The 18,812-nt window shown below is 64.3% G+C and carries 13 protein-coding genes; 2 read left to right on the forward strand and 11 right to left on the reverse strand.

The features are described 5' to 3' along the window. Nucleotides 1–115: 115 nt before the first annotated feature. Genes O987_RS23260 through O987_RS28495 form a run of 6 tightly spaced genes read right to left on the reverse strand, consistent with a single transcriptional unit; the run spans nt 116 to nt 10,647 of the window. A complete protein-coding gene (locus O987_RS23260) occupies nt 116–6,811 on the reverse strand; it encodes an Hpt domain-containing protein (protein WP_043375084.1) in 6,696 nt (2,231 codons plus the stop codon). 59 nt (nt 6,812–6,870) lie between these two features. Continuing rightward, nucleotides 6,871–9,114, reverse strand: coding sequence for a methyl-accepting chemotaxis protein (locus O987_RS23265; protein WP_043375087.1), 2,244 nt, complete (start codon nt 9,112–9,114; stop codon nt 6,871–6,873). Between the two features lie 19 nt (nt 9,115–9,133). Beyond that, nucleotides 9,134–9,661 carry a chemotaxis protein CheW gene (locus O987_RS23270; RefSeq protein WP_003051512.1) on the reverse strand — a complete coding sequence of 176 codons (528 nt, stop codon included), beginning with the start codon at nt 9,659–9,661 and terminating at the stop codon, nt 9,134–9,136. A gap of 15 nt (nt 9,662–9,676) precedes the next feature. Then, nucleotides 9,677–10,039 (reverse strand): response regulator, encoded by a 363-nt coding sequence (locus O987_RS23275; protein ID WP_003051510.1) that lies wholly within the window; start codon nt 10,037–10,039, stop codon nt 9,677–9,679. Then, entirely contained in the window at nt 10,039–10,443 is a 405-nt protein-coding gene (locus O987_RS23280) for a response regulator (RefSeq protein WP_003051508.1), read from the reverse strand. Before O987_RS23280 ends, O987_RS23275 begins: the two co-directional genes overlap by 1 nt. Before the next feature lie 51 nt (nt 10,444–10,494). Beyond that, nucleotides 10,495–10,647, reverse strand: a complete 153-nt coding sequence (locus O987_RS28495; RefSeq protein WP_034399566.1) for a rubredoxin — start codon at nt 10,645–10,647, stop codon at nt 10,495–10,497. Nucleotides 10,648–10,838: 191 nt separating this feature from the next. On the opposite strand from O987_RS28495, the gene thiD reads away from it, so the two are divergent. Together thiD and hemL are read left to right on the forward strand one after the other, a co-directional pair. Further along, nucleotides 10,839–11,729, forward strand: a complete 891-nt coding sequence (thiD, locus tag O987_RS23285; protein WP_043375089.1) for a bifunctional hydroxymethylpyrimidine kinase/phosphomethylpyrimidine kinase — start codon at nt 10,839–10,841, stop codon at nt 11,727–11,729. After that, on the forward strand, nt 11,713–13,017 hold the full coding sequence (gene hemL, locus O987_RS23290) for a glutamate-1-semialdehyde 2,1-aminomutase (RefSeq protein WP_043375092.1): 1,305 nt from the start codon (nt 11,713–11,715) through the stop codon (nt 13,015–13,017). Before thiD ends, hemL begins: the two co-directional genes overlap by 17 nt. Before the next feature lie 162 nt (nt 13,018–13,179). Here hemL and O987_RS23295 read toward each other — a convergent pair whose 3' ends face one another. From O987_RS23295 to purH, 5 genes are all read right to left on the reverse strand, one after another. Continuing rightward, nucleotides 13,180–13,815 (reverse strand): DNA-3-methyladenine glycosylase I, encoded by a 636-nt coding sequence (locus O987_RS23295; protein WP_043376902.1) that lies wholly within the window; start codon nt 13,813–13,815, stop codon nt 13,180–13,182. Nucleotides 13,816–13,953: 138 nt separating this feature from the next. Continuing rightward, nucleotides 13,954–15,438, reverse strand: coding sequence for an amino acid permease (locus tag O987_RS23300; RefSeq protein ID WP_043375095.1), 1,485 nt, complete (start codon nt 15,436–15,438; stop codon nt 13,954–13,956). A 285-nt stretch (nt 15,439–15,723) separates the two neighbouring features. Further along, nucleotides 15,724–16,422 carry a phosphatase PAP2 family protein gene (locus O987_RS23305; protein WP_003051491.1) on the reverse strand — a complete coding sequence of 233 codons (699 nt, stop codon included), beginning with the start codon at nt 16,420–16,422 and terminating at the stop codon, nt 15,724–15,726. 114 nt (nt 16,423–16,536) lie between these two features. Further along, on the reverse strand, nt 16,537–16,989 hold the full coding sequence (locus tag O987_RS23310; RefSeq protein ID WP_003051487.1) for a c-type cytochrome: 453 nt from the start codon (nt 16,987–16,989) through the stop codon (nt 16,537–16,539). Between the two features lie 182 nt (nt 16,990–17,171). Beyond that, a complete protein-coding gene (gene purH, locus O987_RS23315) occupies nt 17,172–18,770 on the reverse strand; it encodes a bifunctional phosphoribosylaminoimidazolecarboxamide formyltransferase/IMP cyclohydrolase (protein WP_003051484.1) in 1,599 nt (532 codons plus the stop codon). Between the last annotated feature and the right edge of the window lie 42 nt (nt 18,771–18,812).

Consider the following 18,812-nt stretch of genomic DNA (forward strand, 5'->3'; position numbering starts at 1 on the left):
GGCTCCCGTTCAAAAAAAGAAGCGGCTTGCGCAAGTCCATCCTACATTTCAGACTGATATCAACCTGAAATGCAATACTGACTGGCGCAAGCCGCTTCCTTATCAGGAGCAGCGCTTATTCGACCACCACTCCTGGCTCCTCGGCAGGCCCGCCAAGCGGGCTGCGCTCGGGTGCAGGACCGCTGCGCTGCAGCGCGTAATGCCGGATCAGGCCCAGCAGTTCCTCATCGGAATAGGGCTTGCCCAGATAGTGATTGGCGCCCAGATCACGGGCCATTTCACGGTGCTTCTGGGCAATGCGTGAAGTGATCATGACCACGGGCAGGCCTTCCAGCGTCTGATCGGCGCGGATATTGCGCAGCAGATCGAAACCGTCCATGCGCGGCATTTCGATGTCCGACAGCACCAGGGTCGGGCGCTCGTCCTGCAGACGCTCCATGGCTTGCAGGCCATCGGCAGCCAGCGTGACGCGGTAGCCTTCGCGCTGCAGCAGACGCTGGGTGACGCGGCGCACGGTGATGGAGTCATCCACCACCAGCACCAGCGGCACCGTGGTCTGCGCGGCATCGGCGCCCAACAGATCGACACCACCGGCCTCGGCCTGCTGGCCGCCTTCGGCGGCCGCCTGCTCGGCCCTGGCCAGCATGGCGCGCACATGCTCGCCATGGACGTTGGCCAGCGCCACCGGGTTGTAGATCTGCACGACAGCACCCGAGGGCAGCACGGACATGCCGGTCAGGCCCGGCAGGCGCGACAGCTGCGGGCCCAGGTTCTTGATCACCACTTCCTGGTTGCCCAGCACTTCGTCCACATGCAGCGCCACGCGCTGCGAGGCACTGCGCACAATCACCACCGGGCGCGTGCGGCCGAGGTTCTCCTCGCTGCGCAGCGAGGTCTGCCACAGCGCGCCGGCCCAGTAAAAAGGCATGACTTCGCTGCCGTCCTGGAACTCCTGCCTGCGATAGCTTTGCTCCAGCACATCGACAGGTACGCGGCGCACGATTTCCACCAGATTGGCGGGCACGCCCATGGACACGGCCCCCATGCGCAGCATCACCACCTGGGTCACGGCCGTGGTCAGCGGCAGCACCAGACGGAAGGCGCTGCCCCTGCCGGGCTCGGTATGGGTCTCGATACGACCACCCAGGGCGTTGACCTCGGAGCGCACCACATCCATGCCGATGCCGCGACCGGCAACGCCCGTCACCTCGCTGGCCGTGGTAAAGCCCGGCTCGAAGATCAGGCGCGCCGCATCTTCCAGCGTCATGGGGCGCTCATCAGTCCACAGCTTGAGGCTGAGGGCCTTGCTGCGAATCCGCTCCAGGTCCAGCCCGGCGCCGTCGTCTTCCACCGACAGTGCCACGTCGTTGCGCTCCTGGCTCAGCACGATCTCGATGGTGCCGACAGCCGGCTTGCCCAGCGCCTCGCGCTGCTCGGGCGATTCAATGCCGTGAGCCACGCAGTTGCGCAGCAGATGCTCGAAGGCCGGCATCATGCGCTCCAGCATGCCGCGGTCCATTTCGATGGTGCCGCCCAGAATGTTCAGGCGCACCTGCTTGCCCATCTCCTTGGAGGTCTGGCGCACCACGGCATACAGTCGCTCGGCAAAGGAGTCGAACTCCACCATGCGCGTGCGCAGCAGATCGCGCTGCAGATCGCGCGCCTGCCGGCCCTGGGCCACCAGATCGTCTTCGGCTGCCGCCAGATCCCGCTGCAGATTGCGCTGCACGGTGGCCACGTCGTTGACCGACTCGGCCATCATGCGCGTGAGCTCCTGCACGCGCGTGAAGCGGTCGAACTCCAGCGGATCAAAACCGGCCGCCGTGTCCTTGGACAGGGCCAGACGCGACTGCATCTGGCTTTCGGCCTGCACCTCGATGTCTCGCAGCTGCGTGCGCAGACGCTCCAGGTTGCCCGTCAGATCATGGAGCGCCGAGCGGGCCTGCGACAGACGCGCATCGACACGCGAGCGCGCAATCAACACTTCGCCGGTCTGGGAAATCAGGCGGTCCAGCAGCTGGGCACGCACGCGCACGGTCTGCTGCGAGGCGGCGCGTGGCACCACCGGCGCCGGCAGCTGAATCGCCTGCGCGGTCTCTGCGGCGCTCTTCTCGCCGGCCTCGGCAGCCGTCGCGGTCGGCGTCGCCTCGGTCTCTGCCGCACCCAGATGCAGCGCTGCCTGTGCCAGGTGGTCGTCCAGCTGCGCCAGCGGCTGCTCGGGCTCCTGCTCGCCGGCCATGCGCAGCACATCGAAGCTGGCCTGCAAAGCGTCGAAACTGCTCAGCAGCGGCTCTATCGCGTCGGCAGCGGGACGCTCCTGATCGATGCGTTCCACCGCCGATTCCAGGCGGTGGGCCATTTCGCCCATGCGCATGGCACCCGCCAGGCGGGCGCTGCCCTTGATGGTGTGCAGGGCACGCAGGACTTCGTTACGGGCTTCATCCAGCGCCGGGCGACCATGCCAGCGGCGCAGTGCAGCGCCGAGCTTGGGCAACAGGTCGATGGCTTCTTCCTCGAAGATGGGGAACAGGTCGGGATCGACCTGATCGAGCACATCGATGTCGTCTTCGTCATCACCGGCATGCACCGCCAGCGCGATGGCTTCATCAATGCGGCGTTGCAGCTCGGCCTCATGCTCCACGCTGCCTCCGGCAGGCACCATGGAGTACGGCGGCTGCTGGGCTGGAGGCGGCGCCACATCCAGCAACGTATCGGCGGCCGCTGCATTCACGGCTTCCTCGGCGGGCTCCACGGCACCCGCATCGCAAAGCTGGGGCAAAGCCGCCTCCCCAGATAGCTCGGCGGCAAAGTCCAGCGGCAAATCCTTGAGGTCGGCGGGCTGCTGCAGCACCTGCACCTCGGGCCACTCTGCCTCGTCCAGCCCGGCCAGATCGACTGGCTCGAGATCGACCGACTCGCCCAGGGCGCTGGCATCGATGGGGGTGTCCAGAATTTCGCGCAGCGCTTCTTCGACGGCCGGCAAGGCCTCCTTGAGAAAGCCCGCCGCAAACTGATGCAGCAGACGACGCACCTCATCGGACGCGCTCAGGCATTGCTGAATCTGCAGCGCGCTGGCGTAGCCCTGAGGCTGCAGATGCAGCAGTGCATGCTCGAGCAAACGCGCCAGCTCCGACAAGGCCTTGAAGCCCACGGTGCCGGAGCTGCCTGCCAGCGAATGCGCCAGCGCGATCGCATCGTCGGGAATGGCTTCGCCAGGCTCCTGCAGCCACTGCTGCAACACCTCGCCCAGACGCTCGGACCAGTCGTCTGCTTCGTTCAGATAGACGTTGTACAGCGCTGCGCTGATGCGCAGGCCGTCGATATTGCGATAGCCGTCGTCCGGCTCGGCTGCCTGCTCGGGCGACGGCTCCGTCGCCGGGACTTCGGGCTCTGCCGCCTGAAGCGGCTCTTCGACCATGACTGGCTCGGGCACGCCATCCAGCAAGGCTTCAATCGCCTCCAGCTCAAGCACGGCCTCTGCGGACGGCAACTCGGCCACCGTGTCCATGGAGGCTGTCTCAGCGGAGGCCGTATCCACGGGGGCCGTTTCCACGGGGGCCGTTTCCACGGGGGCCGTATCCGCCTCCAGCGCGGTCTGCACGGCGATGGCAGCCTGTTCGCTTTCGCGCATGGCCGCTTCGAAGGCGGCGAAGTCCAGCTCCTGCACCTCGTCCGCACTGCTGCTTTGCTCTGGCGACGACTGAGCCTCGATCACAGCATCGGCAGCCGCATCTTCGGTCCGCTCTGGCGCAGGCTCGCCTTCCGACTCCAGCGTGGGCAGCGCGGATGCGTCGAGCAGCCCCGGGGCCGCCAGCTGCAGCAGCAGATCGTCGGGAATATCCAGCTGCGGCAAGGCAAAGTCGGTCGTTGCCGCCTCGGGTTCAGGAACAGACTCCTGCCCGGGCACGGAAGGCAGCTCCTCCAGGGAGAAGTCCAGTTCCGGCATGGCAAATGCGGGCTCGCTCCGGGCAGTCAGGGCATCGGAGCCGTGCTCTGCAGCCTCGGCCTCGAACTCCTGCGGCCACTCCTGCACTTCGGCGGCCAGCGCGGGGGGCAGCTCCGGCACTGGCACTGGCACTGGCGCGTGCGCTGCAGCGGCCTGCGCCTCGGCTGCGTCCCACACCGGCTCCATACGCTCCGCGCGACGAGGAACCAGGGCCACGTCGGCACGCTCGCCCTGCAGACGCATGGCGTCGGCGGCAGCTCGGAAGGCCGTGGCCGACCAGTTCTGCGCCTGCCGGCTCTCAATATCCCGGGCCCAGGCGGCAAAGGCTTTCAGGGCATCCTGAGCCAGTTGCTGCATGGCCTGCGGCATGGGCCGCTGCTCTGCCAGCCAGGCATTGAGCATCTGCTCCATGGCCCAGCCGGCTTCGCCAAATTCATCCAGCCCCACCATGCGCGAGCTGCCCTTGAGCGTGTGAAACGCCCTGCGCAGCGTGGTCTGCTCGCTCAGGTTGCCGGGCTCATCGGCCAGAGCCTGAAGGGCCTGCAAGCCGTTGTCCACGACTTCACGGGCTTCCTCCAGGAAGATCGACAGCAGTTCATCGTCGCCGTCCAGCGCTTCGGCACTCAGCTCGGCGGACGCAGACAGGGGCTCTGTCGCAGCAACTGCTGCGCTGCTCGGGCCGGCCAGATCCTGGCCGGAATGGGAGGCGGTGACGGCATCATCCGCTGCCGGCCTGCCCGATTGCATGTCCGCAAACACCTGGGCCATGGCATCGGCCAGGGCATCGGAGCCTGCCACCGCCGGCTCGGCCACAACAGGTGCAGGCATTGCCTCGAAGTCGGGCAAGGCACCTGGTTCGGTTGCGGCCCAGGGCGGGGTGTCCTCGTCGTCTGTGAGCCGCGCCTGCAAGGGCTGCGGCTGCGCCGCAGGCCGCAATTCGGCGGGCGGCGGCGGTGCAGCGACCGAAGGCTCGATGGCCGCTGCAGCTGTTGGGATGGCCGCTGTGGCAACCGCTGCGGCCGCAGGCTGCGCAGACGGCACGCCCTCCATGGGAATATCCACGGTCGGCCGGAAAGCTTCGGGGCCGCGACTGCGGCTGTGACCCATGACGATGCGCAGCTCGTCCTTTTCCTCGTCATAGACAAACAGCTTGCGCGCCATATTGCGCTGGTAGCTGAGCATGTCGATGAGAAAGCCCATGGCACCCAGACTGCTGCCCAGCTTCTCGAAGATACGGGGCTGATTCTCGATCGTCACCTCGCCGAGCATCAGATGCTCGACGGTGTCACGCATGCGCTGCATGGCGGTCGCGGCCTGCTCGAAGCCCAGCACCGACAGCACGCCGCGCATCTGCGCCATCTGGCCCGGCACCGAGGCCAGCACCGAGGTATCGGAGGGGTTGCGAAAGAACAGATCCAGCTGCTTCTCGGCCTCACCCAGGGTGATGCGCAGCTCGCCCACCACCGATCCCATGGTCTGCTGGTCGCTGGCCTGACGGTAGAGCTCCTCCATCCAGATTTCCAGCGGCTCGGACTGCGCGCCATGCAGCGCCGCATCCAGACGCTGGACCAGCACGCTGGACTGGGCGGCCTGTATCTCGTCGTCATGCCCGGCGGTCATGAAGCTGGCCTGCAGATAGAGCACTGCGGTCGCCACCTCCATGGCCAGCTCGGCCGGTGGTGGCTCGCCGATGCGTTCCACCGTCTCGGCGACACGAATCAGCGCGCGCGCCAGACCGTGGCTGACAGGCTGCAGCTTGACCAGCGACTCGGACACCAGCCCGAACTGCTCGGCCATGGACCGGATCTTGCTGCGGTCGCCACCGGCGACCGCTGACCAGGTTTCGGCGGCGGCCGCAATGCGCTTGCGCGCCTGCACCAGCACCGAGGGATCGAAACGCCCATAGCGCGCCACGTGGTAGTCCACCACCGGCATGTGCTCCATGGCATAGGCCTCGTGCACGGCCTTCAGGCTCTCGCCGGCCTGCTCGCGGGGCCTGGCCTGCGCGCAAAAGAACATCAAATCCTGCAGCAGTCGGGCGGGCGGCAGGCTGTCGCCCTTGGCCATGCTGGCGTACTGCATGAGCACGCGCGAGGCCATGCGCTTGACGTAGATGTCGGCAGTGATGAGACCGCGAGCCTGAGCATCAAAGAAAGCTGCGGCAATCTTCCAGAAACTGCGCGCCGCCACATCTTCGGACTGAGCGGCGGCAAAGCGCCGGCAGAGCTCGCACATCTGCGCAGCTGCCTCCCGGTCGTCGCTCTTGACCATGCGCAGCACCACGCCGTCCAGCATGGCGCGTGCATGCGGGCCATAGGCCAGAGGCTCGGGCATGGCTCCGCTCCAGCGGGGCTCGCGCGCACGGCGCTCCGCAGGCCACAGGTCTGCCGGGTGTGCCTTGTCGTTGCCGGCCAGCACCTGGGTCTCACGATACTGGGGGAACAAGGCTACGGCAGAGACCTGCTGACCGGCCAGCACGGCCTCCAGGAATTCCATCAGCGCAAAATGCGTGCGCTCCAGCGTGGTCGCCGCTTCCTGCGTGCAGTATTCGGGGCGCTGCACGAAGCGGTTGACCGCAGCTTCCATGCTGCGCATCACCTGCGCCGGAGCGGTGACGCCCACCATCTCCAGGGCGCCGCAGGCCTGGTGCAGCTGCTGGCGAGCAATGCGCAGCGCCGATGTATCCAACTCCTCAAGATCAGACAAACGGGCTGCATCCGCATCGCGCATGAAACGGTTCACCGCCTTGGACGCTGCCTCCAGCGACTTGCGCACTTCATCGAGCACCCAGGCCAGCGGCCCCAGATCCTGCTCTGCTGTTGCAGACATGGCTGCACGTATTGGCGAGTCGTCAACCACTGACATGCTCTAGTTCCTTAACCCTCAAGGGTCGTGCATTTTTACGAGAGAAAGAGCCAGTCAAATCAGGCAATCTTGAATCGGGAAACGGACTGACGCAGCTCTTCGGCCATATGGGAGAGCTCGCGCACCTGCTGTGCCGTGGTACGAGTGCCCTCGCCGGTTTGCTCGGTCACGGCAAAAATGTGCTGAATGTTTTCCGCCACGCCGTTGGCCATATTGGCTTCACGCGAAGTGGAGTGGGAAATCTGCTCGATCAGCTCGGCCAGTCGGCGCGACACGCTGTCGATTTCAGACAGTGCGGTACCCGCCGAGTCGGACAGACGGGCTCCTTCAACCACACCCTGGGTAGAACGCTCCATGGCGGCCACGGCATCCTGGGTATCGGCCTGAATCGCCTTCACCAGCGCGGCAATCTGTCGCGTGGCGTCGGCAGAGCGCTCCGCCAGACGCTGCACTTCTTCGGCCACCACCGAGAAGCCGCGACCGGCTTCACCGGCGGACGCGGCCTGAATGGCGGCATTCAGCGCCAGCACGTTGGTCTGCTCGGTAATGTCCGAAATCAGTTCGGTGATTTCACCGATCTCCTGGGACGATTCGCCAAGGCGCTTGATTCGCTTGGATGTGTCCTGAATCTGATCGCGGATGGAGTTCATACCGCCGATGGCGTTCTGCACGGCCTTGAGACCCGAGTCCGCAGCCTGCAGCGACTGGCGGGCCACCTGGGCCGATTCCTGCGCCTGGGCCGAGACGTTGTTGATACGGCCGGCCATGTCCAGAATCGACTTGCCGGTCTCGCGAATTTCATGCAGCTGCTCGTTCGATGCAGCCAGCAGCTCGGTCGAGGTGACGTCCACCTGTTCGGTGGTCTGGGCCACTCGGGTCACGGTGTTCTGCACCGAACCCACCAGCGCACGCAGCTCTTCCACCGTGTAGTTCACCGAGTCGGCGATCGCGCCGGTGATGTCCTCGGTCACGGTGGCTTCCTGCGTCAGGTCGCCTTCGGCCACCGACTGCAGCTCGTTCATCAAACGCAAAATGGCGGCCTGGTTGGCGTCGTTGATGCGCTTGGCTTCCTGCTCCTGCAAACGGGCATCGACCTGATGGCGCTCGGCTTCCTGCTGGCGCGCACGGCTGTCCAGCAGCTGCACGCGCGAGATGCCGATACCGCTCAGAACTGCGGCCAGAATGGCCACGGCCAGCAGCGCCAGCTGCAGCATGCTGGCTCCGCCCAGTCCCTGCAGAGCCGTCTGCAGCTGCTCCAGCTGCTGACGCAGCGGTTCGCTGTCGTTGTTAATGCTGGCCTGCGCTTCACGGGCCGACACCAGACCTTGCAGATTGCCCAGAATGGCGCTGGCCTGCGTGCGCGTGTCGTCGTACTGCTTGATCAGCGTCTCGAGCTGTTCACGCACCTGGGGATCGCGTGCCGCCGACAGCCGCATTTCGGCGCTGCCGTTGAGCAGACCTTCGGAGATTTCCTTGAACGAGTTCAAGTCCTTGCCAAGCAGGAACACAGCCTCGGGGCTCACGCCCTCCAGGGTCTGGAATTCATTGGCAGACTTGGCAATCCGCTGGGTCAGCATCACCAGCTGGCCGGCAGCAGAGATCTCGGCCGCACCGGCACCCTGCTGCAGCTTCAGCGAAGAAATGGTTTCCGCAGTTTCCAGCAGATCGGAGGACTGACGGTTGATGGTGCGCAGCGCGTCGCCCACCTGGGTCAGCGTCTTTTGCTGCCCGAGAATCAGCCCCGCACTCTTTTCCGCGCGCTCCATCAGGGTGCTGATGGAGCTGAGCTCGTCCTGCAAGCCGCCGCCCAGCGCATTCACGCCCAGGTCGGAATCGCCGGCAGCCAGCGCTCGCACGTTGCGCGCTAGAACGCCGGCGCTGTCCTTGACGTCGGCAAACGCAGGAGCGGCCCCCGTCATGGCGATGGAGACCGACTTGGCCAGACGCTGCGACTGCATCAGCGCCTGGCCGGTTGCCGCCAGCTGCTGGTTGGAGTTGCTGGCTTCGCGCAGCATCCAGGCCGACAGCACCACCAGCACCAGCACCGAGCCACCGAGCAGGGTGAACAGGGTGCGCTGGTGCTTGGCCGTCGTGGCCGTGCCGAGAATGGGCAGGCTCACCAGCTCGTCCGCACGACCGGCTTCCTCGACGCCGAAGACGGAAGGTGCCCCCTGCACGCTGTTGAGCGAGCCGTCATACAGATCCTGTACGACCGTGTCTCCCATCATGCTGCTATCACCACTGGCGGCTGCCGCGATGGGCTTGCGTCGGAACAACTGATTTATTTTCTGTGCAAAGGACATAGCGCTGTATCCAGGAACCTCAAGCACGAATGCTCAAAAATTTGGCGGTTTGAGACAGGGGCTGCAATTTCAGCTCCTGCCAGCGGCGGCCGCTCGCATCGATATGGACGGCTCCAAAGAAACTCGGGGAGTGCTCAGGCGCGGGCTCGGACCTGGAAAAAGCGTCGGCGGCACGCAGGCCCAGCAGACGATCGGCCAGCAGGGCCGCGTTGACCTCCAGAGCCGGGTTGAAGGCCAGCAGGCTGCAATCCATCAGCTCCTGCTCATTGCGGACATTGCCATGGCCCAGCAACTGAGCCAGGTCCACCACGCCCATCAGGGAACCGCGCAGATTGGCGATGCCCAGAAACCAGGCCTGTGTGTAGGGGACGGGCTGAACGCCGGTCCAGGGGAAGATCTCTCCCGCCTGGTTCAGCGGCAGCAAATAGTCCCGTCCGCCAGCCTGCACTGCCAGCCAGGCAGCCACGCTGACGCCTTCGCTGCGTGCTGCCTGCAGGCGCCCGGCCAGACGGGATTGAAGATCTCGGAGGGCTTCGCGGTTCGCCATAAGCAGCGCAGCTCGTTACAGAGCGGCGATCTTGGCTTGCAGCTCGGCGGCATCCACGGGCTTGGTGATATAGCCACGTGCGCCCTGACGCATGCCCCAGACCCGGTCGGTTTCCTGATTCTTGCTGGTGCACATGATGATGGGCACATCGGCATACAGGGGATCGCGCGAGATGGCGCGCGTCAGCTGAAAGCCGTTTTGTCCGGGCATGACCACGTCCATCAGGATCAGGTCTGGCTTGTCTTCGGCCAGACGCTTCATGGCTTCCTCGCCGTTTTCCGCAGTGCGCACCTGCAGGCCCTGCTTTTGCAGGATATCGCTCAGAGCCATCAGCTCCGTCTTGGAATCGTCAACGACCAGAACTTTTTGAATTGTCATCATGCAGCTCCCACATCTGCAGCTTGCAGCGCGAACTGTTGTACGGCTTGCAGCAATTGATCTTTGGTGAAGGGTTTGGTCAGATAGTCCTGACAGCCCACCATGCGTCCACGGGCCTTGTCGAAGACACCGTCCTTGGATGACAGCATCACGATGGGCGTATTGGCAAAACGCGCATTGCGCTTGATGATGGCGCAGGTCTGATAGCCGTCGAGCTTGGGCATCAGAATGTCGCAGAAGATGAGCTGCGGCTGGTAGTCGTTGACCTTGGACAAGGCATCGAAGCCGTCATCGGCCAGAAGAACCTCGTAACCACCTTGCTTGAGGAAAATTTCAGCGCTGCGGCGGATGGTATTGCTGTCATCCACGACCAGAACGCGCAAAGGCGCAGCAGATGCTGTCACGGTGAAATCCCTCCCAATTCGGTCGTCAATGGAATCGAGTGTCTGAGGCACTCAGATTTCCACCATTTCAAAGTCTTCTTTGCGCGCACCGCATTCCGGGCATGTCCAGTTCATGGGCACATCTTCCCAGCGGGTGTTCGGAGCAATTCCATGTTCGGGGCAACCTTGGGCTTCGTCATAGAGCCAGCCACAGGTCAAACACATCCAGGTTTTAGGGTCAGTCACAGCTTAAAGGGGCTTCACATAGAATGCAACGATTGTATCTAGTCACAACCCCGGCTCCCACCCTTGCATTCCCGGGTGCAAACTGGGGTGCGCCATGGCATTGAATCCCATCTCCTCCCCCCCCTCGCCGCACCCGCCAGGAAGAAGCGACAGAATCCGCTCCCGTCTGCGTGCTGTCCTTCAACAGCAGTGACCCCAGCGGAGCCAGCGGACTCTCGGCCGACATCGCCACCATCTCCTCCATCGGCGGTCATGCGCTGCCGGTGGCCTGCGGCGCCTACGCCAGAGACACGGCGCGCATCTACGAGCACTTTGCACTCGACGACGACGCGGTGACCGAGCAGGCACGCATGGTGCTGGAGGACATTGCCGTCACCGCCATCAAGGTCGGCTTCGTGGGCAGTCCTGCCAACCTGGCCGCCATTGCCACGATCTCCTCGGACTACCCCGACATTCCCATCATCAGCTACATGCCGGACCTGTCCTGGTGGGAGGACGACAAGCAGGATCAGTACCTCGATGCGTTCAAGGAGCTTGTCCTGCCTCAAACCTCGGTGTTGGTTGGAAACCACAACACGCTGTGGCGCTGGCTGCTGCCGGACTGGGAAAACAGCCGTGCGCCCACGGCGCGCGACATTGCCATGGCCGCCGAGGCACTGGAAGTGCCTTATGTGCTGGTGACCGGCATCCCCCTGCCCGACCAGTTCGTGGACAACGTGCTGACCACGGCCCAGTCCGTATTGGGCAACAGCAAGTACGAGATGTTTGACGCCACGTTCACAGGTGCCGGTGATACGCTGTCCGCAGCGATCACGGCCCTGCTGGCCACCGGCAACGACCTGGGTGCTGCGACCCTGGAGGCGCTGGAATACCTGGACCACAGCCTGGATGCAGGCTTTCGCCCCGGCATGGGCCACTATCTGCCGGATCGTCTTTTCTGGGCACAGCCCACCGAGGACGAGGAGTCCGAAGACGAGCAGGCCGAAGACTCCACCGATGACGAACCCGACTCCAAGCCGATTGAAGGCTTTGTGATTCCTTCCCATGACACAAAACACTGATCTGAATACTGCACTGTTCGAGCGCGCCAAGGGCGTGATCCCCGGCGGCGTGAACTCGCCCGTGCGCGCGTTTGCCGCCGTGGGCGGCACTCCCCGCTTCGTGAAGCGTGCGCAAGGTGCTTATTTCTGGGACCAGAACGATCAGCAGTTCACCGACTACATCGGCAGCTGGGGCCCCATGATCCTGGGCCATGGCCACCCCGAAGTGGTCGAGGCCGTGCAGGCCGCAGTGCTCGAAGGCTTCAGCTTTGGCGCCCCCACCGAGCGCGAAGTGGTGCTGGCCGAGAAGATCCGCGCCCTCGTGCCGAGCATGGACATGGTGCGCCTGGTCAGCTCCGGCACCGAAGCCGGCATGAGCGCGCTGCGCCTGGCGCGCGGCTACACCGGCCGCAACAAGATCATCAAGTTCAACGGCTGCTACCACGGCCATGCGGATTCGCTGCTGGTCAAGGCCGGCTCGGGCCTGGCTACCTTCGGCGCCTCGTCCTCGGCCGGTGTGCCCGCCGATGTGGCCAAGGACACCATCGTGCTGGAGTACAACGACATCGCCCAGCTCGAAGAGGCCTTTGCCAAGATGGGCAGCGACATCGCCTGCGTCATCATGGAGCCGATTGCCGGCAATATGAACTTTGTGCGCGCCTCGGTGGACTTCACCCGCCGCATCTCCGAGCTGACCCGCGAGCATGGCGCGCTGCTGATCTATGACGAAGTCATGACCGGCTTTCGCGTCGCCCTGGGCAGCGCACAAAGCCTGTATGCCAAGGAGATCGAAGGCTTTGCGCCCGACATCACCGTGATGGGCAAGGTCATCGGCGGCGGCATGCCCATGGCGGCGTTCGGTGCGCGCCGCGAGATCATGGAAAAGCTCTCGCCGCTGGGCCCCGTCTACCAGGCCGGCACGCTGTCGGGCAACCCGATTGCCACGGCCTGCGGCCTGAAGACGCTGGAGCTGATCAGCCGCCCCGGCTTCCACGCCGAGCTGCACCTCAAGACCGGCCACCTGATGCAGGGCCTGAAGGCCGAAGCCAATGCCGCCGGCATTCCCTTCAGCGTGGACTGGCAAGGCGGGCTGTTCGGCTTCTATTTCCTGCCCGAGCTGCCCACGCACTACGCCCAGGTCATGAAGACCGACGGCAAGGTCTTCAACAAGTTCTATCACGGCATGCTGGAGCGCGGCCACTACTTTGCTCCGGCACTGTACGAGGCAGGCTTTGTCAGCGCCGCGCACAGCGACGAAGACATCGACCGCACCATTGAAGCGGCACGCGAAGTCTTCAAGACACTGTAGTTCCCAGCCCGCCCACCAGGCCCTGCAGTCTATGTCTGCAGGGCTTTTTGTTTTTGCGGCAGACGGTGACCACACCTCGGCAGCCGGCCAGCCTGGCCCAGCCCTCGATGCCCGGCAAGCTGCACGCCAGGGACAGCTGCCAGGGCGCACTCTGGCAGTTGCTCAGGGCCGCTGGAAAGCGGCTCTGGCGCGCTCCACTTCGGCTCTGGTGATGCAGCCCGGCGCGTGGTCGTTGACCATGCCCATGGCCTGCATCAGCGCATACATGGTGGTCGGCCCGACAAACTTCCAGCCGCGCTTCTTGAGCTCCTTGGACAGGGATTGCGACTCCGGCGTCTGGGCCTGGATGGTCGTGCCCGTCGAGGGCACAGCCGGCTGATAGCGCCAGAAGAACGCGGCCAGCGTGCCTTCGGCCTGGACCATGTCGATGGCCCGCCGGGCGTTGTTGATCACGGCCTCTATCTTGCCGCGGTGGCGCACAATGCCCGCGTCCTGCAGCAGGCGCTGCACATCGGCCTCGCCGAACTGCGCCACGCGCCGGAAGTCGAAACCCGCAAAGGCGGCCCGGAAGTTCTCGCGCTTGTTGAGAATGGTCAGCCAGCTCAGGCCGGACTGGAAGCCTTCCAGGCAGAGTTTCTCGAACAGGCGCTGATCGCTGTCCACCGGGAATCCCCATTCGCGGTCGTGATAGTGCACATAGCCCGGCGTGGCCAGACACCAGCGGCAGCGCTGCTGGCCATCTTCGGCGGACTGGGTGGGGGAGCGGGTCGGCGTGGTCTCGGTGGGTTCGGTACTCATGCCCAGCACTCTAACCAATGCAAAAGCCCTGCAGGACGTTCCGTGCAGCGCTCTTTTATTAATAGCTACTTTCGCTTGATATAAAACGATTTCAGATACAAAACATATTGAAATCAAGCAATATCATGCGTTTATAGCTCACTTTTTATCCTCCTGAGCCAGGCGCGAATGGCGCATGCCATAGGCCATGTAGATCACCGCACCCAGCGCCATCCAGCCCACAAAGCGCAGCCAGGTCAGCGTGGTCAGATTCAGCATCAGATAAAAGCACAGCAGGGCCGAAAGCAGGGGCAGCACCGGCACCCAGGGCACGCGGTAGCCGGTGCCGGCGTCGGGGCGCTTCTTGCGCAGCAGCAGCACGCCGATGCTGACCAGCACAAAGGCCGACAGCGTGCCGATGTTGATCATCTCCTCCAGCAGCTCCACCTTGGTGAACCCTGCCAGGACCGCGACCACGGCACCCACCATCAGTTGCAGGCGTACCGGCGTCTTGCGCCTGGCCGAGGTCACGCTCCAGCTGCGCGGCAGCAGGCCGTCGCGCGACAGCGCCATCAGGATCCGGGCCGAGCCCATGAGCAGCACCATGACCACCGTGGTCAGGCCCAGCAGCACGCCCACGGCGATCACCTGGGCGGCCCAGTTGGCGCCCACGCTGATGAAGGCCGTGGCCAGCGAGGGATTCTCGGCCTTGGCCAGCTCGGTATAAGGGACCATGCCGGTCAGCGCCAGCGTGACCAGGATGTAGAGCAGAGTCACCAGCGCCAGGCCGCCGAAGATGCCGCGCGGCAGCGTTTTCTGTGGCTCCCTGACTTCTTCGGCCGAGGTGGCGACCACGTCGAAGCCGATGAAGGCAAAGAACACCAGCGATGCGCCCGAGATCACGCCCAGCCAGCCGTACTGGCTGGGGCGGGCACCGAACAGCCAGGCCAGCATGGGCTGGCCCCAGACATCGGCGGTCACGCCATGACCTGCCACGGGCGGCTGGGCCGGCGGCACAAAGGGCGTGAAGTTCTTCAGGTCCATATAGGTGAAGCCCACCACGATCACGAACAGGGTGATGGCGATCTTGATCAGGGTGAACACATTGTTGACCCGAGCCGACTCCTGCGTGCCCAGGATCAGCAGCCCGGTGAACACCGCCACGATGAAGAACGGCCCCCACTCCAGGCTGATGGCTCCCAGATGCAGGGTGCTGGGAATGTCCACGCCTGCCGTGGCAAACACCGTGGACAGGTAGATGCCCCAGTACTTGGCGATCACCGCGCCGGCGGCAATCATCTCCAGCAGCAGATTCCAGCCGATGATCCAGGCCACGCCCTCGCCCAGCGTCAGATAGGTATAGGTATAGGCGCTGCCCGTGACCGGCACGCTGGAGGCGAACTCCGCATAGCACATGGTGGCCAGCGCGCAGGTGGCGGCCGCCAGGATGAAGGAAAAAATCACGGCCGGCCCGGCAAAGCTGCCCGCCGCACGCGCGCCGACCGAGAAAATGCCGGCACCGACGGCCACGGCCACGCCGAGAATCATCAGGTCGAACGCGCCCAGGCTGCGTTGAAGTTGACGGCCCGGCTCGTCCGAATCGGCCAGCGCCTGTTCAATGGTTTTGGTTTTCAGCCACTGCATGCATATCTCCGGACTCTTGGCCGCATTGGTGGTGCGGCGTCTTCGGCCCGGTCCTTTTGTTCAAAACGGCATCCTAGGGATTCCACCAATAACGCGCAGATTCCCTGCAGCATCACCAGTCCGTTTGCATGTTTTGTGCAAGCCTGGCAGCACAGCCTTCGCAAAACCGACTAGCCAGTCGCGTGCTTCACGAAGCCTGCACAGGGCGCAGGAACAGCGCCGCAGAACTGCATGCAAGCGATCACTGACGCAGGATTCGCAATGGGCCGGGCCTGCCCCGAGAGCTCAGATGCGCGGTGGCTGCGGCGGCACATCGGCCGGGCGAATCAGCACACAGAGCACGGCTGTCAGCAGCAATGCCGTGACCACGTCCAGCACATGGTGCTGGTGCACCAGCATGGTGGAGGCGCAGATGGCCACACTCCACAGCACCATGAGCACGCACAGCGCGCGGCGACCGCGCGGCCATTGCGCCTGGCAGATGGCCAGACAGGTCAGCGCCGTGTAGACAATGTGCAGCGAGGGCAGCAGATTGTGCGGCTGGTCCACGAAGAACATGGTCGAGAAAATGCTGCGATAGGGCTCCACCTCGGGGATCACGCGGTCGAAGGCCAGATTCGCCGGAAACAGCACAAAGACCAGACCGCAGATCAGCGTGGCCAGCACCTGGCGCTTGCCCAGCGCCGCCGTATCGGGCTGGCCCACCAGCCAGAACGGCAGGGCCAGAAACGGGAAAAACGAGAAATAGACAAAGATGAATTCCGGCACCAGCGGAATCATCGCGTCCCAGCGCGTGATGAAGTCATAGCGCTGATCGCGCAGGCTGGCCAGCCAGTTGGCCGTGGGATAGATCGCATAGGTGGCGATATTCACCCAGATGGCCCAGAAGACAAAGCCACGCTGACGCGCCGGGGCATGCACAGGCCTGTGCAGGGCTTGATCGGCTTGACTCAGCACAGGAACGGGCGCGGGCGGTTTTCTCATGTGCGGATTATGAAAGCAAGGCCGGTCACCCTGCGCAGGCTGCAAAGCAAAAAAAGGCCACCAGCGCAAAGCGCCGGCAGCCTTTGAATTCACGCAGGATCTCGGCAACCGGGCTTATTGAGCCGCAGCCGCTGGCGCCTGAGCCGACAGCACCCAACGGGCCATCTGCAGAGAATCGGCCTCGCTGATTTGCGGGTGGCGCGGCATGATCACATTGCCCCAGACACCCACGCTGCCACTGCGAATCTTGTCTGCCAGATAGCTCTGGGCATCGGCTTGCGAGCCATACTTCTGTGCGATCTCCGTAAAGCCAGGGCCCACAAATTTGCGGTCCAGACCATGGCAGCGCATGCAATCTGCGCCCTCCACCAGCTTTCGGGCCGCCGCCAGCTCGGGCTTGGCAGCCACCAGCGCATCCGCCGCCTTCTCGGCCGTGCTGACCCGCATGATGCGCCAGCCGATATTGGCCACGCCTAAGGCGCTAGCCACCATGACCAGCCCGATCAGCCAGCCCATCCAGCGCGGCCTGGGCGGATAGTTTTCTTCGTCGTCGATGGGATCTGTCATACCAAGCACCAGATTGAAAAAAAATGGCCAGCAAATGCCGGCCACAGAGCACAAAGCACAAAACTGGCGCGCCCTAAAACCAGAGACACCAAGGAAGCGCCGCCGCGCACCGAGGGTGTCGCCCCCCTCCGGCGCTGAGCGCCAGAGAGGGGGAAGGCGCGATAGCGCCTCAGGGGGAGCAATTAGTGCCTGAAATGGCGCACGCCGGTGAACACCATGGCCACGCCACGCTCATTGGCCGCATCGATCACTTCCTGATCGCGCATGGAGCCGCCGGGCTGGGCCACGCAGGTAGCGCCTGCATCGACCACCACGTCCAGGCCGTCACGGAAGGGGAAGAAGGCATCCGACGCCACGACGGTGTTCTGCAGCGACAGCTTGGCGGCTTCGGCCTTGATGGAGGCGATGCGCGCCGAATCCAGGCGCGACATCTGGCCGGCACCCACGCCCATGGTCATGCCGTTCTTGCAGAAGACGATGGCATTGGACTTGACGAACTTGGCCACGTTCCAGGCGAACAGCAGGTCCTGCAGCTCTTCGGGCGTAGGCTGCTTGACGGTCACGACCTTCAGGTCGGCCAGCTTGAGCTCGTGGTTGTCGGAGGTCTGCAGCAGCAGGCCCGAGCCGATGCGCTTGGACTCGATGGCGTTGCGGCCGTTGTCCCAGTCGGTTGCGCCGCCCGCGGGCAGAGCGATCTTCATCAGGCGCACATTGACCTTGGCCTTGAAGATTTCCAGGGCTTCGGCGCTGAAATCGGGGGCCATCAGCACTTCGACGAACTGCTTGGACACGGCTTCGGCAGCGGCCTTGTCCACGGCGCGGTTGAAGGCGATGATGCCGCCGAAGGCGCTGGTGGGGTCGGTCTGGAAGGCCTTGGAGTAGGCTTCGAAGGCGCTCGCACCCACGGCCACGCCGCAGGGGTTGGCGTGCTTGACGATCACGCAGGCAGGGGTGTCAAAGCTCTTGACGCATTCCCAGGCCGCATCGGCGTCGGCGATATTGTTGTAGCTCAGTTCCTTGCCCTGCAGCTGCACGCCCGTGGCCAGCGAGCCGGGTGCGGGGTACAGGTCGCGGTACCAGGCAGCTTGCTGGTGGCTGTTTTCACCGTAGCGCAGATCCTGGATCTTGACGAACTGGCTGTTGCTCTGGCCGGGGAACAGATCACGTGCAGGCACGTATTCTTCGCTGAGCTTCTCGTCTTCGAACCTGACCGAGGACAGGTAGTCGCTGATGGCGCCGTCGTACTGGCTGATGCGGTTGAATGCCGCCACGGACAGCGCAAAGCGCAGCTTGTCGGACAGTTTGCCGGCAGCCTTCAGCTCGCCCAGCACGGCCTCGTACTGGTCGGCGGCAGTGACCACACCCACATCCTTCCAGTTCTTGGCGGCGGAGCGCACCATGGCGGGGCCGCCGATGTCGATGTTCTCGATGGCGTCGGCCAGGGTGCAGCCCGCCTTGGCCACGGTGGCTTCGAAGGGGTAGAGATTGACCACCAGCAGGTCGATGGTCTCGATGCCATGTTCCTTGAGCGCGGCCATGTGCTCGGGCAGGTCGCGACGAGCCAGCAGACCGCCGTGCACCATGGGGTGCAGGGTCTTGACGCGGCCATCCAGCATTTCGGGGAATCGGGTGACTTCAGCGACTTCGGTCACGGGCAGGCCCTTGTCGGCCAGCAGCTTGGCAGTGCCACCGGTGGACAGCAGCTGCACGCCAAGAGCGTGCAGGGCCTGCGCAAATTCGACGATACCGGTCTTGTCAGAGACGGAGATCAGAGCTTTCATGGGCGTCAATTCAAAGTTTGGATAAAAACAAGCTGCAAGTGC

This window comes from Comamonas testosteroni TK102 (genome assembly GCF_000739375.1).
In the GTDB taxonomy this organism is placed as follows: Bacteria; Pseudomonadota; Gammaproteobacteria; order Burkholderiales; family Burkholderiaceae_C; genus Comamonas; species Comamonas brasiliensis.